The sequence below is a fragment of the Pseudomonas sp. PDM10 genome (genome assembly GCF_014852295.1).
Lineage (GTDB): Bacteria > Pseudomonadota > Gammaproteobacteria > Pseudomonadales > Pseudomonadaceae > Aquipseudomonas.
On sequence record NZ_JACVBJ010000006.1, the window covers coordinates 26,830 to 52,119 of the forward strand.

Sequence of the window (25,290 nt, forward strand, 5' to 3'; positions counted from 1 at the left end):
GCCTTATCAGTCTGGGAGCAACTCCATGAGCTTCGGTAAAACCACCCCGATCCTGCGGATTTTCGATGAAATCAAGGCCGTGGAGTTCTACGTCGACTTCCTGGGATTCAAGATCGACTGGCAGCATCGTTTCGAGCCCGACTTTCCGTTGTACCTGCAAGTCTCCCGTGGTGAGTGTGTGCTGCATCTATCCGAACACCATGGCGACAGCACACCGGGCTCGGCGTTGCGGATCGAGACCGATGAGCTGGAGGCCTTTCAGCAACAATTGCTGGCCAAGGAATATAAATTCGCATACCCACAGATCCAGGCGATGCCGTGGGGCAGCCAGGACATGACGATCAGTGATCCGTTCGGCAATCGGTTGGTATTTACCAATGCGATTTGTGTGTAAGGCGGATTGATCGTTCCCACGCTCTGCGTGGGAATGCAGCCCGGGACGCTCCGCGTCCCAAGAGCGGACGCAGAGCGTCCATTGAGGCATTCCCACGCGGGAGCGTGGGAACGATCAGGTGTGATTACACCCGGAAGTGGCTGACCATCTGCTGCAACTGACTGCCCAACCGCGCCAGTTCAACACTGGACGCTGCCGTTTCGTCGCTGGCGGCGGCGGTCTGTTCGGACACGTCGCGCACGTTGATGATGCTGCGGCTGATCTCTTCGGCCACGGCGCTTTGCTGCTCGGAGGCGGCAGCGATCTGCTGGTTCATCGACTGGATGTTGGACACCGTGCGGGTGATGTTTTCCAATGACACGCCAGCCTTGCGAGTCAGCGCGACGCTGCTGTCGGTCAGGGCGCGGCTGTTGTTCATCACCGCCGACACTTGTTGCGTGCCGTTCTGCAGACCGGCCACCAGGCCTTCGATTTCTTCGGTGGATTTCTGCGTGCGCTGAGCCAGGCCACGGACTTCGTCGGCAACCACGGCAAAGCCTCGACCGGCTTCACCGGCACGGGCCGCTTCGATGGCGGCGTTGAGCGCCAGCAGGTTGGTCTGTTCGGCCACGGCCTTGATCACGTCCATGACGCTGCCGATCTTGTCGCTTTCCTGTTGCAGCACGCTCATGGCTTCGGTGGAGCGCGCCACTTCGGTGGCCAAGCGTTCGATCTGGGCGATGGCTTCGTTCACCACCTTATCGCCTTCGCGGGCTTCGCCGTCAGCAGCGGCGGCCGCCTGGGAGGCTTGTTCGGCGTTGCGCGCGACTTCCTGCACGGTGGCCGTCATCTCGTGCATGGCGGTGGCAACTTGATCGGTTTCGATCTTCTGGCTATTGACCCCGGCGCTGGTTTGCTCGGTCACGGCGGACAGCTCTTCGGCAGCGCTGGCGATCTGGGTGACGCCGTCGCGGATGCCGCTGATCAAGTCGCGCAGGGTTACGCCCATGCGAGCGATGCCTTGTTGCAACACGCCGAGTTCGTCGCGGCGAGTCACTTTGACGTCCTGGGACAGGTCGCCGCTGGCGATGCGTTCAACCACGGCCAACGTGTCGCGCAGCGGGCCGGTAATCTGACGGGTGATGATCACGGCAGCAATGATGCCCACCAGCAACGCCAGCAAAGTGCTGATCAGCTGCAGGGTGCGAGCCTGTGCGCTTTCGATGTCACGGCGGTCGAGCTGGATCTGATACAGCTGATCGCTCAGGGTCACGATGGCGGCGCCCTGGTCGGTCATTTCCTTGCGCGCCTGCACCGCATCGCTGTTCGCCGCTTTATAAGCCTGCAAGGCGCTGCGGTAGTTGGTCAGTGCGGTTTCCAGCTGACGCAAGGCGTCTTGCTGAGTGTCGGCGAAATGCACATTGAGGGGTTTCAGGCTGGCGATCGCTACGTCCAGTTGGCCGACGGCTTTTTGCTCGGTCTCGGCGTTGGTGGTCGCGGTGTAGCCGCGCACTTCGTAGCGGGCCAGCAAGAAGGCTTCCTTGGCCGCCGTGATGGCCTGGAATTGTTCGAAGCGCTGGTCGCTCAGAGGCATTTGCTGCACGCGGGTGTTGATGGCGTTGATCAGCGTGTTCGCGGTCTCGGCATTGGCGCCCATGGTGTCGCGCGCGCTGTTCCCGGTGCGGTACGCGCTGCGCATTTTGTTCAGGGACGTCTTGTAGGCGTCGATGACGGCGCCTTGCTCTTTGAGCAGCTTGAGGTTTTCCGGGCTCTTGAATTTCACCAGCAGCGCTTGTTGCTGAGCGGAGAACGCCTCGAGCGTGGTCTGGACATTCTGTGCGGCAGTTTCATCGCCGTTGGTCAGCATGTATTGCAGGCGTACTACACGCAGCTTGGTCAGGCCGGCATTGAGCTGGGTGATGTCGCTCATCCAGTTGCTGCGGTCAATCAGTCCGCCCAGGCTTGTCCAGCCGGTCAGGGCGAGGACGCAGGTCAGGGCCAGGACCAGGCCGAACCCCAGGCCCAGCTTCATGTTCACGCTGATATTGCCGAACCAGCTATTCATCAAAAGTCCTCCAGGAACGTTGTGCTTCTAGATCGTCGGTTGGCTGGAAGATTGTTGTTTTTGGTAGCCAGCAAGGTGTGTAGCAGGACTGTATCGGCAGCAATTACGAGAGCTGAATGGTTTTTGCGGGACCGATGTGTAACAAGGCTTTTGCAGGTCTTAAGCTTTTTTTCACATGCGTTTCACCGACTGCCGACGCCAGCCTCTTTACTCTCGCCGCACCGAATGAACGTGATGCGTGCCGGCGAGGCGGTTTGATGTGGAATTGAGACTGAATCTGTTCGGGGTAAAACGCTCGATTGATCTGAGCCGTTTTGCCCGCTATCGCAATGCGGCTGTCGTGCTCGCCTCGGCGCTGCTGGTGATTCCGCTGACGGTGTGGCTGTTGCAGCCGGCCGCTGTACCGGACCTGGCCCATGGCAATGTGACCGGCGCCCGGGTGTTGGCGGCCGATTGGGCCAAGGGCAACGTAATCGTGCTGGTGCGTCACGTTGAACGCTGCGATCATTCCAGCGCCGCCTGCCTGAGCGGTAACGATGGCATTACCGCTCGCTCTCGCAGCGTCGCGGTGGGTGTGGGTGCGCAGTTCGAACAACTGGGGCTGAACAAGGCCGACATTTACAACAGCCCCATGTTGCGTACAGCGCAGACCGCGGGTTACATGTTCAACAAGGTCGGGGTTGGTGAAGAATGGTTGATCAATTGCAAGGGCACCATGCTGCGTGATGCTCTGGCGCACAAGGTGGCCGGGCGAAACCTGATTCTGGTGACCCACAGCGAATGCATGTCGCAACTTGAGAAAGACCTCAAGTTGCCGGCGTCTACGCTTGGCTATGGCGCTTCTTTGTTTATCTCGGCCGAAACGCCTCTGGCACCCCGCATGCTCGGTTTCATCGAAGCCTCGGACTGGCGCTCGATGACTGCCGAATGAATTCACTTTCTGGATCAGGACACACGATGTTGACTTCTTCCCGTTACCGCTTTTATTGGGTGAACTTTGGCATTCCGCTGGCCTGTGCGGTCGTGGTTTTCCTGATGTTCGACCTGACCAAAATCGACATCGCTTTCAATGATCTTTTTTATGATCCGATCACGCAGACGTTTCCGCTGGATCATATCCAACTGTTCGAAAAGATCACCCATAAATGGGCGCGGATCATCCCGAACTGGACCGGTGAAATAGCGATCATCGGCGCTTTGCTGTCGTTTCTCTGGCCGCGTCTGAAGGCCGAAAAGCATTCGAAAATCATCGCATTCCTGGAAAAAATCAAAGTCGCGCCGGTGCTTCGGTTCGCCACCAAGCACCGCCGGGACTTCCTCTATGTGGTGCTCGCGTTCTCCATCAGCACTGGGGTGATCCACTACCTCAAGGGCCACACCAGCGTGTACTGCCCGGTCGAAACGACCCAGTACGCGGGGAAAATCGAGCATAAGGAGTGGTATCAGAATTTCGATCTGCTGAAAGTCGCCGGCAAGGGGCGCTGCTGGCCGGGCGGACATGCCTCGGGCGGTTTCACCATGCTGGCGCTGTACTTTGTGGCGCGCCGCTACCGCTGGCGCTATTCCAAAGCGATCATGTACGGCTCGCTGCTGCTCGGTTTTGTCTACGGCACGACGCGGGTTGTGCAGGGCTGGCACTACATGTCCCACACCTTTTGGGCCGGGATCTTCGTATGGCTGGCGTGTTTGCTGACAGCGTTGGCGTTCTATGGGCGAGCCCGGCTGGAGCTACCGGTGCTGCAAGCGCATGAGCGACCTAAAAGCGTTGCACAGACGCAAACGGTTAGCTGATTCAAAAGACTTGAACAATAAAACCCGCCAGTCCTGAAGAGGGTGGCGGGTTTTTGTTATCCGTCTTGTGGGGCGGTGTTCGGGAGATTGCCTTTTCAGCAGGCTCGCTCTTACGAAAAAACAACGGGCTAAAAAAGGTATACGGGGTGAATTCTTAACAAAGTGTGAACAACTGGTGTGATCTATTAATAGCAACCCTTGCTATCCCTTAACGCCTGGCTGGCCATGCCAAGTGAGCCCTTGATTGAAACGCCCCCTAATTCCATCGCCGGCTGCAAAACGTTTTGTGCCCGGAAAAGCTGTTCGCAAGTTAAGCATCGTCGCGGTCATCCTACTGATTGGCGCCGCGATGGTCGGGTACTGGATGTTTATACCGCCGGCGCCATTTGTTCCGTTGAGTGGCCTGGATCCTTCTGCCGTGTCGATGATTGCCTTGGGCGACCAGGGCAGTGGTGATCTGCAACAGTGGCGGGTGGGGCAGGCCATGGAGAGAGTCGCGGACAGAGACGGGCGGCTGGACATGGTCGTGTTGTTGGGCGACAACTTCTATGGCAAACCGCTGACCAGTACCCACGACCTTGGCTGGCAAATGAAATTCGAGCGCGTCTATTGGGGCCAGTGGCTGAGTCATGTGCCGTTTTACGCCGTACTGGGCAATCACGATTACCCCAAGTCGCAAAAGGTCGAGCTCGAATATGGCCGGCAGCGCAAGGGCTCGGGTCGCTGGCAGATGTCGAGCAATTTCTACGTCAAGGATTTCGGCAGCGTCGATGGGCGCCCGTTGGTGCGAATGGTGTTCCTCGACACCTCGGCGCCACGGGAATCCTTTCAGCGCCAGATCGACATGCTTGACCAGGCCTTCCAGCAACCAGGACCGGCACCGGTATGGCGCATCGCGGCGGCCCATCACCCGGTCCGCAATCATGGCCAGCATGGTGAGGACGGTGAACTGGTCAACCTGTTGTTGCCCGCACTGGAACGCAACAAGGTCGACGTGTTCCTGGCCGGGCACGACCACAATCAGCAACTGCTGCTTCGCGCCGCCGAGCCAGCTTGGGTGGTTTCCGGGGCTGGGGGCCAGAAACTCTACGCCCTTGGCGCCGGAGGGCAGGACAGCTCGTTTGCCACCGCGCACGCCGGTTTTGCCAAACTTGATTTGAGTCCCGGCCAATTGCGGCTGGCCTACTATGACGATCGAGGCAACCTGGAAACCGGTTATCGTTGGGACCGGGATTGTCAGTGGATGGCCAAAGGCTGTCTGTTGCCCGACGTTGCGCAAAAGGTGGTCGTGCAATAACACGATGAGCGCTTAGCGGTACTCGGTACTCGGCGCCGGGTTGATCAACGCCGTCAACACATGATCCTGCCAGCGCCCGGCGATACTCAGGTAGGCCTTGGCATAGCCCTCACGTTCAAATCCCAGGCGCTCCAGCAGCCGCGCACTGCGTTCATTGCCAGGGATGTAATTGGCCATGATCCGGTGCAGCTTCTGCTCATCGAACATGTAGCCGATTCCCGCTTCCAGTGCTTCCTGCATCAAGCCTTGGCCCTGATGAGATTCGTCGATGTGGTAACCGAGATAGCAGGCCTGAAACGCCCCGCGAGTGATGCCGCTGAAGTTGCAGGCGCCGATCATCTGGCCGTTGTCCGGATCCAGCAACGCGAAATGCACCGCCAGGCCTGCCTGGAAAGCGCTGGCTTGCACCTCAAGGCGCGGGCGGATGCGTTCCGGGCTGTGGTAATCGACGGGGCGAATCGGCGACCACCGGGCGAGATGCCTCAGGTTGCGCCGGTAGAAGTCGCTTTCCAGCGCCGCCTGTTCAGGGTCGAGCACTGCCAGCGTCAAGCGTTTACAAGGTAGGGACAACAGCGGCATAGGGCGCTCCGGTTCACAGGGATCGTCGCGCAAGCATTGCGTGGCCTGCGGAAAAACTCAAACCGCCAGCGGCAACGTCACGATAAAGATACTGCCCTTGCCGTCACCGTCGCTCATGCCGATCACCGTGCCGCCATGGGCTTCGACCAGCTCGCGAACGACTGTCAAGCCAATGCCCAGGCCCGCGCCATTGAAGCCGACCGCGTGAACATCCTGCACAAACGGGTCGAAGATAAACGGCAGCGCCTGAGCGGAAATACCGATGCCGTCATCGCAAATGCTCATCTGCAGCACGTCGTCCTTGGCCATGACCGAAAGCGTGACATTACCGCCCGATGGCGTGTATTTGGCTGCGTTGCCCAGCAGGTTGCCGAGAATCTGCGTGAGGCGCACAGGGTCGCCGTTCACCGTCAGCGCGCACTCGGGCAGTTCGGCGGTGAAGTGCAAATGGTGAGCCGTCATCACCGGGCTGCACACGTCGATGGCCTCGTGGATGATCTTCACCATATCCACGATCCGGCAATCGAGGCGCAACTTGCCGGTGCTGGCGCGGGAGACGTCGAGCAAATCGTCCACCAGCCTCGACATGTGCTGCACCTGGCTTTCGATAAGTGCCTGCATGCGCGGCAGTTCCTCACTGGGCACGCGCACCAGACGCCCGGCGATCATGCTGATGGGCGTCAGCGGGTTGCGCAGTTCGTGGGCCACCAAGGTGAGGATGTTGCGTTGTTGTTCCAGGGTGTGTTCGGCCGAGGCTTGCAGGTCTTGCGCACTCAGGGCCGCGATCACCAATTGCGCGTTGGCTTCACGCATCTCCAGAAACAATCGTTGTTCTTCCTGCGTGCGTTTTGGTTTTTCTGCATCGGACTGCGCCAGCAAAATCGCCAGCACCAATTGCTGATTAGCCTCGATCAGTTGCTCGACCTGTTGGCTGCCGACCAGCCGGGTGTTGGCATCGCTCAGCTCTTTTTGCAGCGCCGCCAGCACCGCCCGAGCCTCAACAGTCTTCTGGCCGAGCAGGAACAGTTCGCGAGCGGCAGTGGCCATCGCTTGCTCGTTCTTGCCATTGGCCTCACTCATGGTTTTTGCTCATCCGTCGTCTTTGCCCAAACGCTGCCGGGTTGGCCGGCCACCGAGTAAGCCTTCCTGGTCTGGCAACATCTCGCCGATCTGCAAGCCGTTATCGTCGATGCGATACAGGCGCAACTCATCGGAGTGAGCGCTGGCCCGTACTTTGACCACAGCCATGATGCGCAGCAATCGGCTCTGAACTTCAATGTAGCGCTGAACGATGATGGCGTCGGTGAGAAATGCCGTGCCGTAAGGACTGAAACGCAGGTCGGTGTAGCGGTCTTCCAGCTCTGAGGTCATCAACACGCTGACCCCGGCACTCGTTAACGCCGTGACCATGCGCGACAGTGACTCGCGAAAGTCTTCGCGGAAGGTCGGCGCCAGCGCCAGTTCGAAGCCCGACAACGAATCGATCACCACACGGGTGGCTTTCAACCGGCTGATCTCGCTGAGCAGCAATTGCACGATTTCGTCGATGGACAGGTCCGGGGCGCGGCTGTCCACGAGACCGACCTGTCCGCTCTGGATCAGGCCCGCAAGGGTGGCGTTTTGCGAGTGGTTGGGCCGTTGTTCGAACACCGCGATCACACCGGTTTCGCCATTGCGCGCGCCTTCGGCCAGGAAGGTAGCCGCCAGAATGCTCTTGCCCGAGCCCGACGGCCCGGCCACCAGCAAGGAATAACCACGGGGCAGGCCGCCGCCAAGCATCTCGTCGAGCTGTGGCACGCCCATTTTCAAGCGCTTGATGGGGAACTCCAGCGGTGCTTCAACGGGGTTGAGGGCCGCAGGCGCAAAGACCTTGATCCCCGACGTCGCGATACGGAAGGTGTGCAGCCCTGGCAGCGTCGGCTGGCCGCGCATCTTCATGATTTCCATCTTTCGCACCATGGAGTTGCGCTGAACGCTCTGGCGCAGCCAGATCAGGCCATCGGCCACGGTGAAAATCGGGTTGGTGTCGGTTTCGGTGAAGTATTCGCCAATCAGGAAGGTCGTCGCCTGCCAGGTGGTCATCAACATGCCCAGCTGCTGAACGAACTGCGGCAGGTTGTTATTCGGGTTGTCCTGGGTCTGGCTGGCCAGCACCACCGAACGGAATGAGTCGACGAACACCAGTGACGGGGAGTGAGCCTCCACCTCGCTGACGATGCGCCGCAGCACTTCGTCCAGATTCCCGGCCAGGGTGTCGTCAGCCAGGTTGATGTAGCGGATCGACTGATTGATCGCTTCGCTGTCGAAAAAGTCGAATTGCTGCTGGTAACGCAGCATCTTCAGCGGCGGCTCGCCGAGCACCGTAAAAAACAGTGCGGGGCGCTCGGGCGTCGCCAGGGCGAACATCATCTGATGCGCCAGGGTGGTTTTGCCGCAGCCAGGCGGGCCTGCGATCAGGTTGAACGAAAACTCCGGCAATCCTCCGCCCAGCACCTCGTCCAGTCCTGGCACGCCGGTGGCCAGTCGGTTGATAGTCACTTTGGTGCTCATGGCGAATTTTCCTGCGAAGGGGTGTCGCTCAAAGAAGGTTCCCACACGCCACGAAGCAAACGTGCGGTGAGCGAGGGCCCGATCAGCGTGGTCAGCAGTTCGTAAAGCGTAGTCAGCAACACTTCACCGAAAAACAGCGCATCGGCTTCGCTTTGCTCAACGAGTACGGACTTGAGGGCGGTCAGATCCAGGGAGGCCTGCACACTGTCATAGGTGCCGGCCAGACGCGGATGGTTGGAGGCGCACAGATGAAGGCTGCGGCGATACAGCGCGGCAACCCCTTGTTGGCCGATGATGGGCGTGAGGGCTGCGTCCATATCCTGCAATATTGATGCGATCGCTTGCGCGACTGTTGCAATGTCAGCGTTGGGGCCAACGCGGTGCGCCAGAGAAGCTACGATCTGGCGGCTCTCATCGCTTAGCGTGGACATGGCTAACTGATATCTGATGGACAGTGTTTGATGGTACACCCTATGGCGGTGTCGGGAGTGGTTTGCGTCAGGGCCCGAAAACCTGACTCTTTCTAGTGCATGGCGCTATAAAGTCCCCGGTTCGCTGCACAAGCAAGGAAACATTGGCTTTTTTGGCGAAATGGGATCCGCTTTTGGATCGTTTAAAGTGCCCGTAGATACCGTTTTGAACCCACTGAAAACAAAACAGCAGGCAAAAAAAAGCCCGCGGGAGGGCGGGCAAACCATAGTTTCTTGAATGAGCGAGCGCAATGTACCCGTTGGTGGAAGGTCGTGGGGTGAAGAAAAATTCATGTCGATGAGTGCCCGCCGCTTCACACCCGTGAGACACGCCTACGGCAAATGATCCGCCGCAAAGTCCGCTTCCGAGCGCGCCCGCAAACGGCCCTTGCGGCAGGCCTGCTGGAATCGTTCGAAGTCGCGCTCATTCTGTGCGGTGTAGCTTTGCGCATACTTGAACAGCGCGTCGGCCAGCGCATCGCTTTTGCCGATGTAGCCGCTGATGTGTGCGGCGTTTCCCGACGATTTGGCGTGGGCGCGGGCCAACGCGCGACCACAAATGCGACCGTAGGCGGCGAAGGTTTCAGCGTCGAACGTCTCGAGTTCCGCCGAGACTTTCATATCGCGCAATTGGCGAACATAGAAGTGTCGACCGCTGGGGCCGGTGGTCCAGCCGAGGAACAGGTCGCTGGCCGATTGCATCAACCGTTGACCATCGACCACGCGCTGACCGTTATGCCGCACCCGCGATTTTGTCTTCACATAATCGGCAAGCACCGAACGACGTGCCTCCTTGAACTGCAGGAACAGCGGGAACTCCTGATCATCGGTCAGCAGCGCCACCAGGCATCGAGTCCCGACGCTGCCCACACCGACCACTTTGAACGCCATGTCCTGAACGTGAAAACGCGACAGCAGCTCGCGGCGGTCGGCTTGCAGCGTGCCGGGATAGTCGCGCATGAATGCGTCGTAAAGCGCACGCCAGTCCGACAGGCGCAGCCAGTCGTCGTCGGCATCCAGCAGCGTGGTGTTTTCGTGTAAATGGAAAATTTCCGGCAGGTCATCGCGAATGATCAGACGGCCCTGTGCGTCACGGTCACTGATTTTTGGCAGCAGTTCAGCATGGGTACGCCGTTCAGCTTTCTCGATGGCGCGCTCTACATGCTCCAGGGTCGCTTTGCTCGCCTGCTGCCGCAGATCGCGGTAACTGATGGACTCGTACCAGGTTTCCATGGCGCTTTGTTCGGCGCATTCGAGCATGGTCTGCTGGTAGGCGCCGACCACCTGGCGGCAGACCGTTTCTTCGACCGTGTCGCCATGGCGCAGGTCGCGCGCTGCCACCACGAAACTGGCCACCAGCCGTTTCAAGTCCCACTCCCAAGGGCCGGGATGGGCTTCGTCGAAATCGTTGACGCTGAACAGCAGATTGCGTTCCGGCGTTGCAAAACCGCCGAAGTTCATCAGGTGACTGTCGCCGCAGATGGGCGATACCAGCCCCATGTTGGATGTTGCGGCCAAGTCGTGGGCTTGCAACAGCGCGTTGCCGCGATAGAAGGTGAACGGCGAGACCAGCATGCGGCCGTAGCGCACCTCGACCAGCGACTTGATGCGGCCTTCACTGGACGTTTTGATCAGCGGCAGCGGGTCGCGATTTATTTTCCCCATGGCCGCCTGCGAACTGCGGGAGCAGTTCTTGCGAGCATCCTTGCCTTGCTTCAAGCGGTCGTTGAGGTTGGTCATGTGGGCTCGTTTGATGAGTGTTTTCGTACGCGTGAGAGATGAGTGTAGAAGGGCTTCGGGTCTTCATCCGAAGAGTTTTGGCTTTGATCGTGGGAACAAAAAAAGGCATCTGCGATAGTCTCGTCAGGTGCCTTTTTATTAAGGAGGTTTATGCTTGTTTTGCTTCAGCTTCCATCATCACAAGGATCTGCTGCTTGGTAGCTTCAGTCAGTACTTCGCTGTAGACACGCTTTTTCTGTTCCGATTTGGCATTGCGAATAATGTCGTCGGCGACCTCGGCTCGGACGATGGTGCCGGTGAGGGAGCGTACGATCTCTGAGTGATCGATTTCCAGACCTTGGGGTGCGATGCGTAGAACGCGAGTTCCATCGACCGACACGCTCGTCACGTAAAAGCCAATGCCCTGCAATTCAAGTGTCTGGTCGAACGGCTGGTTGCTGTCCGTCGCATCACCCGAGCTCAGGCTTAATGAAAGGCTGTAGTTGGCCACCTCATTGCGCCGAGCGGCGTTGCGCATCAGGTATACCTGAACCGTGTATTCGCCATCGGCGGGCAATAGTCCCAGAAAGTGATTGCCCATGATCGATCCGTTAAACAACGCGTAGTCCGCACCTTTTGCGGTGATGTTGAAGTAGGCGGAGGTGTTGGAAGACTTAAAGTCCACGGTCATCATTTGACCGGCCTTGGCGTTTAGACGGTACTGCGCGGTGAGCGGGCCTTTGATGGAACGGGCGAACTTGACGGTGTCGGAGCCCTTGTTGAAGGTGACCTGCTCGACATGAGGAGCGATTTCGGTGGCTGCGTGTACAGGCACAGAAACCATGGCGACCAGGACGGCTGCGATCCATACGTCTCAGCTATGAATGGAGATTGCCTGTCAACGGATCAAATGTGGACGATCGGGTTACTTCGTCTTGTTATCGGGTAGACCATCGTGCTCGTGCTCGTGCTCGTGCTCATGCTCCTGGCTATTGCGAGTGCTGGTGTGCTGATGGCTACAGCAACTGTCATGCTCAGCACTTTCACCATGCTCATGTCCGCCATGCCCATGCCCATGCCCACGGTGCATGAAAAAATGCATCAGTGGACAGGCCAGTAGTAGCAGGAATGGCAGATACGGAAGAACGTGAGCCCTGTGCTCGGTGAACAGGAAATAACCAGCGATGGCCAGGAAGCCTAAAAAGTACCAGTTAGTTCCCCTCGCGCGGTGCTGGGGCAAGTTATGTTGATTCATGATGACACTCCTTGGAGGGCGACGGGAGAGACGGCCATGACGCAAGGCCACTTCCAATTTTGCTGAAGCGCTATCGTAGGTGTGAGCATAGCGAGCCAGAGCATCGGTTTACGTGTCCAATGCGTTGGATATTTAGGGCGGTGAGTCGCATAAAGTATCAAGGCAGATTCTTCCTTTTCAGTTGCCGATTAGCCTCGGCCATGTCCTTATCAAATTGGCGCACGCCGCGAAAAAGTTGCACCCCGACCAAGACCGGGCACAGCAGGAAAATCGCTGCTATGGCGAACGATTTGCCGGTCAGCCCTAACAGGTAAACCACCGTTGCAATGCCCATGATGCTCACCAGAAGACAGATAATTAAAACTTCGCGGTTCATGATTTAGCCTCCTGACTCAAGCCAATGCGGGCACGCTTCAGCAGCGCGGAGTTGGCGATTACCGATAGGGAGCTGAGTGCCATAGCGGCGGCAGCGATGATGGGATTTAGCAGTCCAAAGGCCGCGATTGGAATGCCGATACTGTTGTAGATGAATGCCCAGAACAGGTTTTGTTTGATCTTGACCATGGTTGCGCGCGACAGCTTGATCGCGTTGACCACGTCGCGGACATCGTTCTTGAGCAGGATAATGCCGCCGGTTTCCTTCGCTACATCGGAACCCGAGCCAATGGCGATACCAATGTCAGCGGTGGCCAGGGCAGGGGCATCATTGACTCCATCACCAACCATGGCCACGACCTGCCCTTCGCTTTGCAATTGACGGATCACTGCGACCTTGTCGTCCGGCAAGACCTCGGCAATCACTCGCTCAATGCCGACCTGTCGCGCGACTGCTTCGGCAGTACGGTGGTTGTCACCGCTCAGAAGCACGACCTTGATGCCGCTTGCCTGCAATGCCGCAACAGCTTCAGCCGCTTCGGGTTTAATGATGTCGGCCACAGCAATCACCCCAACCAAACGGTCGTCGACACCGACCAGCATGGCGGTCTTGCCATCGGCTTCCAGGCGGATGAGGTGCTCCTCGGCCGCCTCAGTCGCAATGCCTTGGCGGGCGAATAAACGCCGATTGCCCAGCCAGATTTTTCGACTGTCGATATTGCCTTCGATGCCGTGACCGGCGATCCCATTGATGCCGGTCGCTTTCGGCAGGCTGATGTCGCGATGCCGGGCGGCGCGCACTATCGCTGCTCCAAGCGGATGTTCTGAACCGGACTCCACGGCGGCAGCGAGCTTCAAGACCTCGTTTTCCGACGCTGTGCCGAACGAAATCACGTCGGTTACATTGGGTTCGCCTCGGGTAATGGTGCCGGTTTTGTCGAACACCACCGTACTCAATTTTTCTGCCCGCTCCAGAACTTCGCCGCCCCGGATAAGGATGCCGTTATCAGCCCCCTTGCCAACACCGACCATTAACGCGGCGGGCGTCGCCACGCCGAGTGCGCAGGGACAGGAAATGATCAGAACGGCGATAAAGGCCAACAGCCCCTGCGGGAAATTCCCCGCAAGAGACCAGCCGACCAGCGCCAACAGCGCGACGGCCACCACCGCAGGCACAAAATAGCCAGTGACCTGATCGGCCAAGCGCTGGATCTGCGCGGTGCTGCTCTGTGCCTCCTCGACCATCTTGATGATCTGCGCCAGTGCGGTATCGGCACCGATCCTGCTCGCCTTGAAAGTGAGCACACCACTGCCATTGAGCGTACCTCCAATCACCGGACTGCCCGGGTGTTTGTCGACCGGCATCGACTCGCCGGTCAGCATGGACTCATCTACCGTTGACTGACCCTCACTGACATCGCCATCGGTAGGGATTTTTTCGCCAGGCTTGACTACCAGCAACTCGCCGGCCATGACGCTTTCAGCGGGCAAGTCGACTTCTCGCCCATCACGAATCACATGCGCGATCGCCGGTTTGAGATCGAGTAAGCGCCGTACCGCGGCGGAGGACTTTTTCTTGATGATCTCCTCCATGTACCTACCCAGCAGTACGAAGGCAATGATGACCGCCGACACTTCGAAATAGACGTCGCGCTCGGCCACCTTCACCGGCAGGACGTCCGGGAAGAACAGCACCGCGACACTGTAGAAATAGGCGACCGACGTGCCGAGGGCGATCAGGAAATCCATGTTGATGTTACGGGTGCGAATGGCGTTCCACGTCCCCTTGTAGAAACTCCAGCCACCGATGAACTGCACCGGAGTGACCAACAGGAAAAGCCATATCCCCCAGGTAAACCAAGGGAGCGCAGGGATCGGCACCCAAGTCAGTAGCGTGGCGCCGGCGGCGAGCGCGATGAAAGCGCCCGCACGCAAAAGCGCCAGGGCCAGTACACCGGTGAGGGCGATAGTCACGCGGGTTTTCATCGCCTTCAGTTCTCTTTCTGGCGACTCGAAGGTGCGCAGGCAGGTATCGCTGCAAAAGTAATAGCTGCGTCCGCCACGTTCCCGTGACAACGCTGTGGTCTTATCGACCATCATTCCGCAGATCGGATCTTTCGCCATGTTCCCTGATGCAAACGCCGGCTGGTGCTGGCTGTGCTGCATGTGTGATTCGTTCATCACTGTCTCCTGCCTGAAGCGGCTATCAAGACTTGCCATGGAGCTTGCCGAACAACCAGGCAAACAAGGTGCCGACTATCGCGCCCCATACGGTCAAGACCAGCAGTGGCCAGACGAAAGCCGTTAACCCATAGTCTTGCGGGGCTTGAAGACGACCGAAGTCGAGTCCATGGAACAAGGCGTTGAGAAAAGCGATACCTTGCGCCGGCCATAGCGCATAGAGCAGCGCACAGACCGTGTAGGAAATAGCCATGGTCAGGGCCAGAGCAATGCCGGTTTTCCAGGGCGCGTTCATGATTGTTTTCCTGAACTGGGAGGCGCGTCAGTAGGGATGTCGGGACTGCGGGGGGGTGACCAGGGCAGGAACGCCGGCGTCAGTTCACAGTAAGTGCGGTAGGCATCGCCGAAGTGCGCAAGCATCTCCCGTTCTTCCCGCTTCGCGAGCTTGGCGTAGACGAACAGGAGGATTGGAAACATCACCAGGGTAATCAATGTCGGCCACTGCAATAAAAAGCCAAACATGATCAGCACGAAGCCAACGTACTGCGGGTGACGGATCCGCGCATAAGGCCCGTCGAGCGCTAGTTGCCCAGTACTTTGGGCCTTGTAGAGTACGCGCCACGCGGCCGCCAATAACCAGAAGCCGCCAGCGACCAGCAAGTTGCTGATAATGTGAAATGGCCCCCAGTGCGGGTTGACCTTCCAGCCCAGAACGGTTTCGAGCAAATGCCCTGCATCGTGCGAGAGGAAGTCGATGCCAGGGAAGTTGCGAGTGAGCCAGGGCATCAACAGGTAGATCGTCAGCGGGAAACCGTACATCTCGGTAAACAGAGCCACCAGAAACGCCGAGAACATACCGAAGGAGCGCCAATCGCGACTCGTCTTCGGCTGGGCGAAGCTGAAGGCGAACAAGATAAACACCAGTGAGTTGATGATGACCAGCGACCAGAGACCGTAGGCCGATTCAGTATGGTTCATGGTAGGTACCCCTCTTTGCCGCGTGTGTTTGCTGTTCGCCTTTTGCTGATGGTCGCCGTGGTCATGGTGCATAAACAGGTGCATAAGTGGGCAGGCTCAACACAGATGGGTGCGATTTACGTTGACCCACCCAGCACCAGAGTCATATGTGCAGCAGCGCTGCTGCACATTTACTTTTTCATTGGCGTTTCCATCATGGACGACTGCTGCTCCATCATCTGCATCATCATGTCCATCATGCCTTTGCCTGTTCCGTCCTTAGCGCCAGACATGCCCATACAACCCATTGCACTCTGCTCCTTGCTCATCATGGCTATGCTGTCCTTCATCACTTTCATGCCTTCTTGCATGGCGGCCTGGCGTTCAACAGGCGTTTTAGCCGCTGCCGCTTTGTCATGTGCTGCCTGCATTTTCTGCATTTGCTCGGTCATGGCTTTTGTCATGGCGGTCGATGCGGGGGCTGTGTTCTCGGCTGAGTCAACGGGTGCGTCGGCTGGGTGATGCGTGTCCTCGGCAGAGGCAATGAGTGCGCTGCTAGCCAAGATGGCAGCTAGAACAAATTTAGAGTGCATTTGCATGGTGAACTCCTGAGATTGTGAGAGGTAAGCAGGAATAACCGAGCCGCGAAAAAGCGACGCAGCAGGACAGAGCAATCAGTGCTCTGCCACTCTGAGGCAGGGGGTTAATCGTTGAAACGGACGAAAGTCAGGCGGGCTGGGACTTGCGGCGGTGCGGAGCGCTTAAGCACAAGAGTGGCGAAGGAGGATTTTTCCTCAGGGTCAAACACCATCATTATTACTGCCGCAGTTAACAGTAAAAGGACGGCCCAATAGATAGGATCCAACGCAGGAATCTGCGCTGCAGGTTTTATCGCCGTGGCAGTGTCCTCACAGTTTTGAAGGCAACCACTGGTGTGGAGAGCATGACCATCCACTACATGCAGCTCAGCATTGTGTGGCGCGGCTATATTGTGATTCGGTTGCACCAAACAACCCTGGATTGCCATCACGGCCACAGCTAGCACCCATCCCACAAGGATGAGGTGTAATAGGCTTTGGTGGTGACGGCGGAACCAGTACATGAAGTACAACCCTCGACTTATTACGTCGTATTGATTTTCAGTCTAGCTAGCAAAGCAAAGGAGAGGTTGATCAAAATCAAACTAATGGATGGTTCGATGATCTAGGTCGAGGCTCGCCTTGAATCGGTGGTGAACGGAGACTTCATGCTCAGCAGCCTCGATCAGTTCCGGATCCCAGCCATGCTCATTCAGGATGGTGCTGGCCATGGAGCGCATGCCGTGGCTGACCAAGCGGTCTTGGAAACCCATACGTTTCAACGCTATGTTGGCAGTCTCGCTGTTGGCGTGGGTGCGTGGATTTCTGTCCGCCGGAAACACGTACTCCCTGTGGCCGCTGTGGGACTTGTGTGCCTCCAGCAGCGCAAGTGCCTGTTCAGACAATGGGACGGTATGCGGGCGCCGCTTTTTCATGCGCTCCGGGGGGGGAGGGAGGATGGTCCAGATACGTCTGTCGAAGTCGATGTCTACCCATCGGGTGGTAAGCGCTTCGGCAGGACGGGTCATGGTGTGCAACTGCCATTCGATCAGGCAGCGGGTCGTTCTTTTGGTTGCGGCGTTGGCAATTTCCAGGATGGGCTCCGGAAGCTCATCAGGTGATAGCGATAGATCCCAAGGTGCAACGCAACATTCAGAACGAAGCCAAACGAGCGGAGACAGAACACACATTCGAGAGCGTCGCTACCGCTTGGTTTGAGCTGAAGGAGGACTCCGTCACCCCAGCGTACGCCGAGGACATTTGGTGGTCGCTCACACTGTATTTCCGGACCTGAAAACAACGCCGCTTTCGAAAATTTCCTTGTGCAAGTAGCTCACGTGCCTCAACGACTTTCTTTCGAGCGTTCGCCAACGAGAGCTCTGGATAAGTGCCCAGTCCCATGTTGATACGGTTCTTGGTTATCGGATCGCGGTAGTTGAAGTTCCACAGCATTGAGCCGGTGCTCCTGACCCGGAGCTGGAGGCCGTCACCATCGCTGAGGACATAATCGTTGGCTTTAGCTTTGACTGCCTTGAGCTGGCGGCCTGAAAGGCGGAGGGCTGGAGCAGGCATGAGAGCTACCTCTAACACCGTTTTGGTATCCCAAAAAAAGCACCGGATGCCTTGGAATACCATTTGGAATACAAAAAGCGCAGGAATTCAAAAAAGCCTCTAAGGACCCCGACCCTGGCAGCGCTGAAGGCCTTGTGTTTACTGGATTTCAGGCACAAAAAAAGACGTCCGTGGACGTCTTTAGATGATGAAGTGGTGGAGCCGGGGGGATTTGAACCCCCGTCCGCCAGTACTCCGCTGTCGGTACTACATGCGTAGCCGTGTCTATTAAGTTAACCCTCAGCGACCCGACGGGCAGGGTGCTTTGGGCGAGTTGTGTAAGTTTTAGCCGCTTCGTCCACAACGTACTGCACGGCGATTCTGTTCTATATGACAATCACTTTGGGTTTACAGACATCCCCTGATGATTGCTGGACCCGAAGGTACCAGAAGGGAAGGGCTAAGGCTGCTTACGCAGCGAGAGCGTATTCCCCGTAGGTTTCGTCATTGGCAACTATAGAAAGTTGCAACAGTGGATTTACGAGTTCTGTTACCAACTCGGCATGCACCTAAAGTTTCGCAACCGGCGTCGAATCCTAAACGGCCCCGAGCCTGTTGCTCTGTGAATCAAAGTGAGCAACAAGCCTGCGCAGTGTACGCCAACACACGTCAGAAGGCCAACCCGAAGGTGGCCACGAGTGATCATGGGTTGGGTTCGTTGCTCAGTTTGTCAGCGCCAATGCCTGGATGGCCTCGGTGGCGCATTTCTTGTCGTCCCCGGCGGCTTTTGAAGTTTTGGCGCTGGCCAGCAGTCTTTTGATCTCCGGTGCGTTGGTGGAGGTCGCTGGTAGCGCATTCACTTTGGCTTCGAGCTCCTGCAGCTTGCTCGTACAAAGGTCGTTGTCCGCTGCAAACACGGGAGAGGCCAACATTGCAGCAGACATGAACAAACCAGCGAGTGCGGTACGTTTCATGGATATCTCCTAGTACTGATGGTCTCGGTGCTGCCGTATGAGCGGGCGGTTCGGCCGAGTCGAAAAACAAGCCACGATGGATGAGGCCTACTTAAAAGACCACGGCGCTGCGCAGGAATTCGGTTTTTAGAGAAAGGCTATGAAAAAACTGTTTGTCAGAAGCAATGAGCAATTTCGCCAGCTGCTACAGATCGCGTTATGGCTTAACTGTACAGCCGCCAGCCTGTTGCTCTTTGAATCCTGATGAGCAACAAGCGTGCGCGGTATACGTCAACAAGGCCCAGATGGCCAACCCGAAGGTTGGCCTTATGCTGGGTTACTTCCCGCCTTTGTTCGCGTTCTTGAGTTGCTGGATAGTTTGTTCGGTCTCGGCGATGCAGTCGTCAGTCCCTTCCTTGGTGCCTTTTGCCTGATCGGCTTTGGCTTTCGTGACGCTTTCCATTACCTGATCAGCCATCTCCGGAGGAGTCTGTGCCTTGGCATTTTCGATGGTTTTCAGGTTGACCGTACAGAGGTCGTCAGCGGCAAACGAGGTGGGCGCCATCAGCGAGACAGTAACGAACAGACCTAACAGTACAGAACGTTTCATGTGTACCTCCTTGAACTGAGAGGCCAGGCTGCGCTGGCCGTCAGGACGGGCTGCCGAGTTGGGGTAAAGCCCGGTAACGTCCGGGCTTATTCTGTGGACTATGGCAGCGCATCAGGGTTCTGTTTATCTTGCAAGACCCTCGCCTGCGTTACCCGATCCACCAAATAGACTAGCCCGTGGTAATCAATTCCGCCGTGCTGCGTCAGACCGATTTCACAGGTGCGGCTGGTCGAAATCCCCTCGCTGCACTGCTGCACCGCATTCTTGAGCGTGCGCAACGAATGTGCGTTCAGTTCCGGCGTAGTAAAGCCCTTATCCCCCGCAAAACCGCAGCAGTGAATGCCTTCGGGAATGACCACGTTTTTGCTGCATTTACGCGCCAGATCAATCAGCGCCTGACTTTCGCCAAGGTGCTGCGTGCTGCAAGTGACGTGCACCGCAATCGGGGCTTCCTGCGGTGTGAAATCGAGGCGATCCATCAAGTGCGTACGGATGAAGCGCACCGGGTCGTACAGGTCCAGGCGCACATCGCCCAAGTCCTGAACCAGCCGTAACGTACACGGACTGGTGTCGCAGTAGATCGGGTCGAGCCCGCCGCGACTGGCATGCAGCAAGGCGCCGATCAGCTCCTGGCGTTTGTGTTCGGCCTGTTTGGCGTAACCTTTGGAGGCGAACGGTTGACCGCAGCAGAGGTTGTCCAGGTTGTCCGGAAATACCACTTGGTAACCGGCCTTTTCCAGCAGCCCACGGGTTTTGTCGTACAGCGACATTTGCTCTTTATCACCCGCCGCCGGGCCCATTGCCCGCGACACACACGCCGCGAGATACACCACTCGAGGGCGATCGTCCGACACGATCGGGCTGAAACGAATGGCTTTTTCCGGTTGCGGCATGGCATTGGTCCATTGCGGAACCTGACCTTTGGATAGGCGCGTCAACGTCGCCGACAGTTTTGCCAAGCGTGGAGCCCCCAACAGCATCCGCGCGCCATTGGCCACGTGCAGGGTGAAACGCGCGCCTTGCAGCGCAGTGGCGAAATTACCTTCCAGCCAATTGGCCGTTTTCGTATGAGTTGCCTGCCGACTACGGAGCTTTTTCACCAGCTCGCCGGTGTTGATTCCTACAGGGCAACGTTGCGCGCAGAGGCCGGTGGCGGCGCAGGTGTCGATGCCTTGGTATTCGTAAGCGGCTTCGAGTTCGGTGGTGTCCACGCCAGCGCGTTTCTTCGCTTGAATATCACGCCAGATCACGATGCGCTGGCGCGGGCTCAGGGTCAGTCCTTTCGACGGGCAGACCGGTTCACAGAAACCGCACTCGATGCACTTATCCACAATCTCATCGGCGGCCGGCAACGGCTTCAGGTGCTTGAGGTGGATCTGCGGATCCTCGCTGAGCACCACGTCCGGGTTGAGAATACCGTTGGGGTCGAGCAGGCGTTTAAGCTGCCACATCAACTGGTAGGCATCGCTGCCCCATTCCAGTTCGACAAAGGGTGCCATGTTGCGCCCGGTGCCGTGTTCAGCTTTCAGCGAGCCGCCGAACTCCACGGCTACCAGTTGCGCCACGTCGTCCATGAACGCCTGATAGCGTGCGACTTCTGCCGGGTTGTTGAAGCCTTGGGTGAAGACGAAGTGCAGATTGCCTTCCAGCGCGTGTCCGAAAAGGATCGCTTCGTCGTAGTGATGTTTGTCGAACAGCTCGATCAGGCGGTTTACGCCGATGGCCAGTTGTTCAACCGGGAACGTCACGTCTTCGATGATCACCGTGGTGCCGGTTTTGCGCACGGCGCCGACAGCGGGGAAGGTGTCTTTGCGGATCGCCCAGAGCCGGGCGTTTTCCACCGGGTCTTCGGTGAAGTCGACTTGTTTTTCCACCGGGAAAGAAGTCAACGACGCCATGATGTGCGCCAGTTGTTCCTGTAGCAACGTGGACGATGCGGCGCGGGATTCGATCAGCAGCGCGCAGGCATTGTTCGACAGTTGTTGTACGAAAACGGGCATGCCGGGTTTGTCCTGCACCGAACGCAGACTGCGTCGGTCTAGCAGTTCCACGGCCGACACCGGTTGGCTTTTCAGCACAGTCACGGCGTTGCAGCAGGTTTCCACATCCGGAAACACGATCAGCGCTGAGGCCTTGTTCGGGTGGTCGATCACCGTGTCGTAAGTCACCGCGCTGATGAAGCCGAGGGTGCCTTCGGAGCCCACCAGCAAGTGGCTCAAGATATCCACAGGCTCGTCGAAATCCACCAGCGCATTGAGTGACAGCCCGGTGGTATTTTTCAGACGGTATTTGTGGCGAATTCTCGCCGCCAGTTCGGCATTGGCGCGGGTTTCGCGGCCCAATGTTGCCAAGCGTTCAAGCAGTGACGCGTGGCTCTCACGAAACGCCGCAACACTCGCCGCATCTTCAGTATCGAGACGGCTGCCGTCGGCCAGCACCAGACGAATGCCAGCCAACGTGTGATAGGTGTTTTGCGCCGTGCCGCAGCACATGCCGCTGGCATTGTTGGCGACGATGCCGCCGATTTTACAGGCATTGATCGACGCCGGGTCCGGGCCGATCTTGCGCCCGAACGGCGCCAGCCACGCGTTGGCCTGTGCGCCGATCACCCCCGGTTGCAGGCGGATTTGCGTACCTTGCCCGCGAATCTCGCGACCGTTCCAGTTATCCCCCAGCACGATCAACACCGAGTCGCTGATGGCCTGGCCGGACAGGCTGGTGCCGGCGGCGCGGAAGGTCACCGGAACTTGATCCCGTTGCGCGAATTTGAGCAGCGCCACGACCTCATCTTCCGACTCGACACGAATCACCAGTTTTGGAATCAACCGGTAGAAACTGGCGTCAGTGCCAAAGGCCAACGTCGACAACGGATCGTCGAAACGTCGCTCCAGGGGAATCAGTTGCTGCGCATCTCGCAGGAAAGCCGCGGGTAGATTCATTGGTCCTCCAGGATCATGACCACGAGGTCTTTCGGTCCGTGAGCGCCGTAGGCCAGGACCTGCTCGATGTCAGCGGTTTTTGACGGACCGGACACCAGCAGGGCGTTGGTCGGCATGCCTTGGGCCCACTCGAATTCCTGCTGCACTTGATAGAAGTTGTCGCGGATTTCACTGGCCTTGAGCAGGGCGAAATGCACGGGCGGCACCAGGCTCATCAGGCGCGGTTCTTCCCGCGTCGGCCAGAGAATCAGGCTACCTGTGGCGGCGATTGCGCCGAGGGTGCCGGTCAGGCTGGCCGGCGTGTCGTTGAACAATTCGGTCTTCCACTCTTCAACCGGACGGTCGTAGGACTTGAGCGTTGGCAGATCAGGATTTTTCGCCCAGTGCTGAGTGACGCGTTGCCCGTGAGGTGTAGTCGGTGCAATCAATAAACTCGGCAATTGACGGTCCCGTAACAACCGAGCAAGCAACGAAGGCCAGCCTTCGCCGGACGTCAGGTGGATTTCGGTGTGCACCGCTTCCATCAGTTTGCGCAGCTGTGGGATGCGTTGCTCGGCCGTGTAGGTGTAGGGCGCTGTCACCAGTTCGATGTCGAATTCGTCAGGCACTGGTGTGGTCCCCGCGAGACTGTTCCGCAACTTGGCGAGGATATTTTGCTTGGCGCTCATCAGCGATCTCCCTGTTTGGCCAAATGCTCACGGGCCATGTCATGCAGTGAGCGGGCAGCGGGTTTCGGTGCGCTGTGGTTTTGCGTCCAGGGACCGACGTTACTGGGTGCCAGTGCTCGCAATCGAGTGGCGAAGAAGCCGAACAGTCGATAAAGCGTGGGTGAGCTGTTGAGCTTCGCCCAGGCATTCCAGATAAACCGTTCTTTGCGCGAGTACTTGCTGCCCTGGCCGCGCATCACTTGATGAGGGCTGTCCGGGGCTTTGACGTTCTCTTCCCGTAGGCGACGCAGCAACGCCGGGATCGGAATTTTTACCGGACAGACTTCACCGCAGGCGCCACACAGCGACGAGGCACTCGGGTGGTCCGGGACTTTCGCCAGGCCGACCATGTGCGGGGTGATGATTTTTCCGATAGGCCCAGGGTAAACCTCCCCATAGGCGTGGCCGCCGATTCGGGTGTAGACCGGGCAATGATTCATACAGGCGCCACAGCGGATGCAGTTCAGGGTCTGGCGCAATTCGCTGTCGGCGAAGGCCTGGCTGCGACCATTGTCGAGCAATACCAGGTGCACTTCCTGAGGGCCGTCGAGTTCATGTTCCTTACGCGGGCCGGAGATCATGTTGACGTAGGTGGTGATCGGCTGGCCGAGGGCTGAGCGGGTCAGCAGTGACAGCAGCGGCACCACATCGCGCAGGTTTTCCACGACTTTTTCGATGCCGGTGACGGCGATATGCACCGGTGGCACGGTGGTGGTCATGCGCCCGTTGCCTTCGTTTTCCACCAGCAGCAAGGTGCCGGTTTCGGCCACGGCGAAGTTGACGCCAGAGACGCCGATGTCCGCTTCGAAGAATTTCTGCCGCAAGACCTTGCGACCGATCTGAATGAGTTGGTCAACGTCCTTGGTGTATTCCACGCCAAGTTTGTCGTGGAACAAGGACGCGACCTGACCGGCATTCTTGTGGATCGCCGGCATAATAATGTGTGAAGGCTTCTCGTGGTCGAGCTGGACGATGTACTCGCCCATGTCCGATTCCAGGCATTCAATGCCCTGTTCAGCGAGGAAGTGATTCATTTCCATCTCTTCGCTGACCATCGATTTGCCCTTGATCACTTGCCGCCCCTCGTGAGCGCGGATGATCGAGAGGACGATGCCATTGGCTTCGTCCACCGTTTCCGCCCAGTGCACTGTCACACCGTTGCGGGTCAGGTTCTGTTCAAGCTGCTCGAGCAGGTCGGGCAACTTGGATAACGCACGGGCACGGACAGCATTGCCCAGCGCTCGCAAATGTTCTCTTTCGTGGGCATCGCTGAAGGACGCTGCCCGTTTTGTCATCAGCGAATCCATCGCTGTGCGAAAGTTGTTTCGCAGTTGCTTGTCATCCAACGCCTTGTGAGCGCGGATGCGAAAATCTTCTTCCACGGCAACCGTAGGAATAATCGCGGAAGCGTTCATAGAACACCTCCGGTTCGCTGCCAAAGAAAACTGGCCAGATGTTGGCCGCGTAGCGCTTCCTTCTGTTTCTCCAGCGAGCCGTTGATGTTCATCAGACAACCACAGTCGGCACTCAGTACCTTGTGCGCGCCGGATTCCTTCAACGACCGGGTCTTGTCAGCCACCATCGCGCCGGAAATGTCTGGCATACGGACGCTGAAAGTCCCACCGAAGCCACAGCATTCACTTTCATGGCTGTGGTCGACTCGCTCCACGTTACGCAGCTGCGCCAACAACTCGCGGCCATGCAAGTGGGTGTTCATCTCACGACGTGCCGAGCACGACGTGTGCAACGCTACTTTGACTGGCTCGCCACTGTCCTTGAGCTGCACCTTGCAGACAAACAACAAAAACTCGGCCAGTTCATAAGTCCGGGCAGCCAGCGCCTGAACCTGTTTCAGCGTGTCCGGCTCGTCCTTGAACAAGTCGGCGTAGTGTTCGCGCAACATTCCGGCACACGATCCCGACGGCACCACCACCGGATAGTCCCCGGCAAACAGCGCCAGTTGCGAGCGTGCCACGGTCCGCGCCTGCTCGGTGTAACCCGAGGTGTAGGCCGGTTGTCCGCAGCAGCTTTGCCCCTGCGGATACTCGACACGAATGCCTTCGCGTTCCAGCAAGTGAATCGCGTCCATCCCGGCTTCGGGGTAGAACAAATCCACCACGCAGGTTCCGAACAGGTAGACCCGTGACGGTTTCTCGCTGGGGTATTGCCGAGGCTCGGGCAGTGGCGGGGCGACGCGGGTCGCATTCGGCACAGCGTTGTAAAAAAGCTCGCTCATCAGGCGTGTCTCCGGGTGGTCCCGGTTATCCGTCTGTCGAGGCTGCTGAAATATAGAGAGACAAGCTTTCAGCAGCCTTACAGACCGGGTTGTGAATAGCTGAC

General features: G+C 58.0%; 23 protein-coding genes, 1 other RNA gene and 5 pseudogenes. 5 read left to right on the forward strand and 24 right to left on the reverse strand.

Annotated features, from left to right (window positions below):
* Window positions 1-25: 25 nt before the first annotated feature.
* Window positions 26-394, forward strand: a complete 369-nt coding sequence (locus tag IB252_RS20560) for a glyoxalase superfamily protein (protein WP_192410096.1) — start codon at window positions 26-28, stop codon at window positions 392-394.
* A 124-nt stretch (window positions 395-518) separates the two neighbouring features.
* On the opposite strand, the gene IB252_RS30630 is transcribed toward IB252_RS20560, so the two are convergent.
* Window positions 519-1,382, reverse strand: a complete 864-nt coding sequence (locus IB252_RS30630) for a methyl-accepting chemotaxis protein (protein WP_412548179.1) — start codon at window positions 1,380-1,382, stop codon at window positions 519-521.
* Window positions 1,377-2,438, reverse strand: a pseudogene (locus tag IB252_RS30635) (methyl-accepting chemotaxis protein); the annotation flags it as partial. The gene IB252_RS30630 and the pseudogene IB252_RS30635, both read right to left, overlap by 6 nt.
* Before the next feature lie 259 nt (window positions 2,439-2,697).
* Here IB252_RS30635 and IB252_RS20570 point away from each other — a divergent pair.
* From IB252_RS20570 to IB252_RS20580, 3 genes are all read left to right on the forward strand, one after another.
* Window positions 2,698-3,369, forward strand: coding sequence for a histidine phosphatase family protein (locus tag IB252_RS20570; RefSeq protein WP_192410098.1), 672 nt, complete (start codon window positions 2,698-2,700; stop codon window positions 3,367-3,369).
* 26 nt (window positions 3,370-3,395) lie between these two features.
* On the forward strand, window positions 3,396-4,229 hold the full coding sequence (locus IB252_RS20575) for a phosphatase PAP2 family protein (RefSeq protein WP_192410099.1): 834 nt from the start codon (window positions 3,396-3,398) through the stop codon (window positions 4,227-4,229).
* Between the two features lie 244 nt (window positions 4,230-4,473).
* On the forward strand, window positions 4,474-5,526 hold the full coding sequence (locus tag IB252_RS20580) for a metallophosphoesterase (protein WP_225607530.1): 1,053 nt from the start codon (window positions 4,474-4,476) through the stop codon (window positions 5,524-5,526).
* 12 nt (window positions 5,527-5,538) lie between these two features.
* On the opposite strand, the gene rimJ is transcribed toward IB252_RS20580, so the two are convergent.
* The 14 genes and pseudogenes from rimJ to IB252_RS20645 all read right to left on the reverse strand — a co-directional run.
* Entirely contained in the window at window positions 5,539-6,105 is a 567-nt protein-coding gene (gene rimJ, locus IB252_RS20585; protein WP_192410100.1) for a ribosomal protein S5-alanine N-acetyltransferase, read from the reverse strand.
* Between the two features lie 57 nt (window positions 6,106-6,162).
* Window positions 6,163-7,185: a sensor histidine kinase gene (locus IB252_RS20590; RefSeq protein ID WP_192410101.1), complete on the reverse strand. Its 1,023-nt coding sequence runs from the start codon at window positions 7,183-7,185 to the stop codon at window positions 6,163-6,165.
* Window positions 7,186-7,194: 9 nt separating this feature from the next.
* Window positions 7,195-8,655: an ATPase domain-containing protein gene (locus tag IB252_RS20595; RefSeq protein ID WP_192410102.1), complete on the reverse strand. Its 1,461-nt coding sequence runs from the start codon at window positions 8,653-8,655 to the stop codon at window positions 7,195-7,197.
* Complete coding sequence (locus IB252_RS20600; RefSeq protein WP_111450482.1) at window positions 8,652-8,972, reverse strand: hypothetical protein; 321 nt, start codon at window positions 8,970-8,972, stop codon at window positions 8,652-8,654. Before IB252_RS20600 ends, IB252_RS20595 begins: the two co-directional genes overlap by 4 nt.
* A gap of 486 nt (window positions 8,973-9,458) precedes the next feature.
* Entirely contained in the window at window positions 9,459-10,865 is a 1,407-nt protein-coding gene (locus IB252_RS20605; RefSeq protein WP_111450481.1) for a DUF2252 domain-containing protein, read from the reverse strand.
* Between the two features lie 148 nt (window positions 10,866-11,013).
* The gene (locus tag IB252_RS20610) at window positions 11,014-11,688 is read right to left on the reverse strand and encodes a hypothetical protein (RefSeq protein ID WP_225607531.1); all 675 of its coding nucleotides are present in this window, start codon (window positions 11,686-11,688) and stop codon (window positions 11,014-11,016) included.
* Between the two features lie 81 nt (window positions 11,689-11,769).
* Window positions 11,770-12,099 (reverse strand): DUF2933 domain-containing protein, encoded by a 330-nt coding sequence (locus tag IB252_RS30460; protein WP_192410103.1) that lies wholly within the window; start codon window positions 12,097-12,099, stop codon window positions 11,770-11,772.
* A 157-nt stretch (window positions 12,100-12,256) separates the two neighbouring features.
* Window positions 12,257-12,475, reverse strand: coding sequence for a hypothetical protein (locus IB252_RS20620; RefSeq protein ID WP_192410104.1), 219 nt, complete (start codon window positions 12,473-12,475; stop codon window positions 12,257-12,259).
* Window positions 12,472-14,640, reverse strand: a complete 2,169-nt coding sequence (locus IB252_RS20625; protein ID WP_225607532.1) for a heavy metal translocating P-type ATPase — start codon at window positions 14,638-14,640, stop codon at window positions 12,472-12,474. The genes IB252_RS20620 and IB252_RS20625 overlap by 4 nt, the downstream gene beginning before the upstream one ends.
* Window positions 14,641-14,680: 40 nt before the next feature.
* Entirely contained in the window at window positions 14,681-14,950 is a 270-nt protein-coding gene (locus IB252_RS20630; RefSeq protein ID WP_192410105.1) for a DUF5676 family membrane protein, read from the reverse strand.
* Entirely contained in the window at window positions 14,947-15,633 is a 687-nt protein-coding gene (locus IB252_RS20635) for a methyltransferase family protein (protein ID WP_225607542.1), read from the reverse strand. The genes IB252_RS20630 and IB252_RS20635 overlap by 4 nt, the downstream gene beginning before the upstream one ends.
* A gap of 36 nt (window positions 15,634-15,669) precedes the next feature.
* Window positions 15,670-15,723 (reverse strand): annotated as a pseudogene (locus IB252_RS30640) (DUF2933 domain-containing protein); the annotation flags it as partial.
* A gap of 80 nt (window positions 15,724-15,803) precedes the next feature.
* Complete coding sequence (locus tag IB252_RS20640) at window positions 15,804-16,211, reverse strand: hypothetical protein (RefSeq protein ID WP_192410107.1); 408 nt, start codon at window positions 16,209-16,211, stop codon at window positions 15,804-15,806.
* Window positions 16,212-16,864: 653 nt separating this feature from the next.
* Window positions 16,865-17,314, reverse strand: a pseudogene (locus IB252_RS20645) (tyrosine-type recombinase/integrase); the annotation flags it as partial.
* On the opposite strand from IB252_RS20645, the pseudogene IB252_RS30200 reads away from it, so the two are divergent.
* A pseudogene (locus tag IB252_RS30200) lies at window positions 17,314-17,510 on the forward strand (phage integrase central domain-containing protein); the annotation flags it as partial. The pseudogenes IB252_RS20645 and IB252_RS30200 overlap by 1 nt on opposite strands.
* Here the strand turns inward: IB252_RS30200 and IB252_RS20650 are convergent.
* The 8 genes and pseudogenes from IB252_RS20650 to IB252_RS20685 form a co-directional block, all read right to left on the reverse strand.
* Window positions 17,508-17,762, reverse strand: a pseudogene (locus tag IB252_RS20650) (Arm DNA-binding domain-containing protein); the annotation flags it as partial. The pseudogenes IB252_RS30200 and IB252_RS20650 sit on opposite strands and share 3 nt — an antisense overlap.
* 193 nt (window positions 17,763-17,955) lie before the next feature.
* Window positions 17,956-18,349, reverse strand: a transfer-messenger RNA (tmRNA) gene (gene ssrA / locus IB252_RS20655).
* A 114-nt stretch (window positions 18,350-18,463) separates the two neighbouring features.
* Window positions 18,464-18,715: a hypothetical protein gene (locus IB252_RS20660; RefSeq protein WP_111450480.1), complete on the reverse strand. Its 252-nt coding sequence runs from the start codon at window positions 18,713-18,715 to the stop codon at window positions 18,464-18,466.
* 316 nt (window positions 18,716-19,031) lie between these two features.
* The gene (locus IB252_RS20665) at window positions 19,032-19,304 is read right to left on the reverse strand and encodes a hypothetical protein (RefSeq protein ID WP_192410108.1); all 273 of its coding nucleotides are present in this window, start codon (window positions 19,302-19,304) and stop codon (window positions 19,032-19,034) included.
* A 98-nt stretch (window positions 19,305-19,402) separates the two neighbouring features.
* Window positions 19,403-22,243, reverse strand: a complete 2,841-nt coding sequence (locus IB252_RS20670; protein ID WP_192410109.1) for an FAD-binding and (Fe-S)-binding domain-containing protein — start codon at window positions 22,241-22,243, stop codon at window positions 19,403-19,405.
* A complete protein-coding gene (locus IB252_RS20675; protein ID WP_192410110.1) occupies window positions 22,240-22,911 on the reverse strand; it encodes a LutC/YkgG family protein in 672 nt (223 codons plus the stop codon). Before IB252_RS20675 ends, IB252_RS20670 begins: the two co-directional genes overlap by 4 nt.
* Window positions 22,911-24,365 (reverse strand): LutB/LldF family L-lactate oxidation iron-sulfur protein, encoded by a 1,455-nt coding sequence (locus tag IB252_RS20680; protein ID WP_076028708.1) that lies wholly within the window; start codon window positions 24,363-24,365, stop codon window positions 22,911-22,913. The genes IB252_RS20675 and IB252_RS20680 overlap by 1 nt, the downstream gene beginning before the upstream one ends.
* Window positions 24,362-25,186, reverse strand: a complete 825-nt coding sequence (locus IB252_RS20685) for a (Fe-S)-binding protein (RefSeq protein ID WP_111450476.1) — start codon at window positions 25,184-25,186, stop codon at window positions 24,362-24,364. Before IB252_RS20685 ends, IB252_RS20680 begins: the two co-directional genes overlap by 4 nt.
* Between the last annotated feature and the right edge of the window lie 104 nt (window positions 25,187-25,290).

Coding starts and splice junctions, on each gene's coding strand:
- IB252_RS20670 (WP_192410109.1), bottom strand. CDS start 22,243: ATGAATCTACCCGCGGCTTTCCTGCGAGATGCGCAGCAACTGATTCCC.
- IB252_RS30630 (WP_412548179.1), bottom strand. CDS start 1,382: ATGGGCGTAACCCTGCGCGACTTGATCAGCGGCATCCGCGACGGCGTC.
- IB252_RS20665 (WP_192410108.1), bottom strand. CDS start 19,304: ATGAAACGTTCTGTACTGTTAGGTCTGTTCGTTACTGTCTCGCTGATG.
- IB252_RS20620 (WP_192410104.1), bottom strand. CDS start 12,475: ATGAACCGCGAAGTTTTAATTATCTGTCTTCTGGTGAGCATCATGGGC.
- IB252_RS20560 (WP_192410096.1), top strand. CDS start 26: ATGAGCTTCGGTAAAACCACCCCGATCCTGCGGATTTTCGATGAAATC.
- IB252_RS20625 (WP_225607532.1), bottom strand. CDS start 14,640: ATGCAGCACAGCCAGCACCAGCCGGCGTTTGCATCAGGGAACATGGCG.
- IB252_RS20680 (WP_076028708.1), bottom strand. CDS start 24,365: ATGAACGCTTCCGCGATTATTCCTACGGTTGCCGTGGAAGAAGATTTT.
- IB252_RS30460 (WP_192410103.1), bottom strand. CDS start 12,099: ATGAATCAACATAACTTGCCCCAGCACCGCGCGAGGGGAACTAACTGG.
- rimJ (WP_192410100.1), bottom strand. CDS start 6,105: ATGCCGCTGTTGTCCCTACCTTGTAAACGCTTGACGCTGGCAGTGCTC.
- IB252_RS20675 (WP_192410110.1), bottom strand. CDS start 22,911: ATGAGCGCCAAGCAAAATATCCTCGCCAAGTTGCGGAACAGTCTCGCG.
- IB252_RS20640 (WP_192410107.1), bottom strand. CDS start 16,211: ATGCAAATGCACTCTAAATTTGTTCTAGCTGCCATCTTGGCTAGCAGC.
- IB252_RS20605 (WP_111450481.1), bottom strand. CDS start 10,865: ATGACCAACCTCAACGACCGCTTGAAGCAAGGCAAGGATGCTCGCAAG.
- IB252_RS20685 (WP_111450476.1), bottom strand. CDS start 25,186: ATGAGCGAGCTTTTTTACAACGCTGTGCCGAATGCGACCCGCGTCGCC.
- IB252_RS20635 (WP_225607542.1), bottom strand. CDS start 15,633: ATGAACCATACTGAATCGGCCTACGGTCTCTGGTCGCTGGTCATCATC.
- IB252_RS20660 (WP_111450480.1), bottom strand. CDS start 18,715: ATGAAACGTACCGCACTCGCTGGTTTGTTCATGTCTGCTGCAATGTTG.
- IB252_RS20575 (WP_192410099.1), top strand. CDS start 3,396: ATGTTGACTTCTTCCCGTTACCGCTTTTATTGGGTGAACTTTGGCATT.
- IB252_RS20600 (WP_111450482.1), bottom strand. CDS start 8,972: ATGGACGCAGCCCTCACGCCCATCATCGGCCAACAAGGGGTTGCCGCG.
- IB252_RS20610 (WP_225607531.1), bottom strand. CDS start 11,688: ATGGTTTCTGTGCCTGTACACGCAGCCACCGAAATCGCTCCTCATGTC.
- IB252_RS20590 (WP_192410101.1), bottom strand. CDS start 7,185: ATGAGTGAGGCCAATGGCAAGAACGAGCAAGCGATGGCCACTGCCGCT.
- IB252_RS20630 (WP_192410105.1), bottom strand. CDS start 14,950: ATGAACGCGCCCTGGAAAACCGGCATTGCTCTGGCCCTGACCATGGCT.
- IB252_RS20595 (WP_192410102.1), bottom strand. CDS start 8,655: ATGAGCACCAAAGTGACTATCAACCGACTGGCCACCGGCGTGCCAGGA.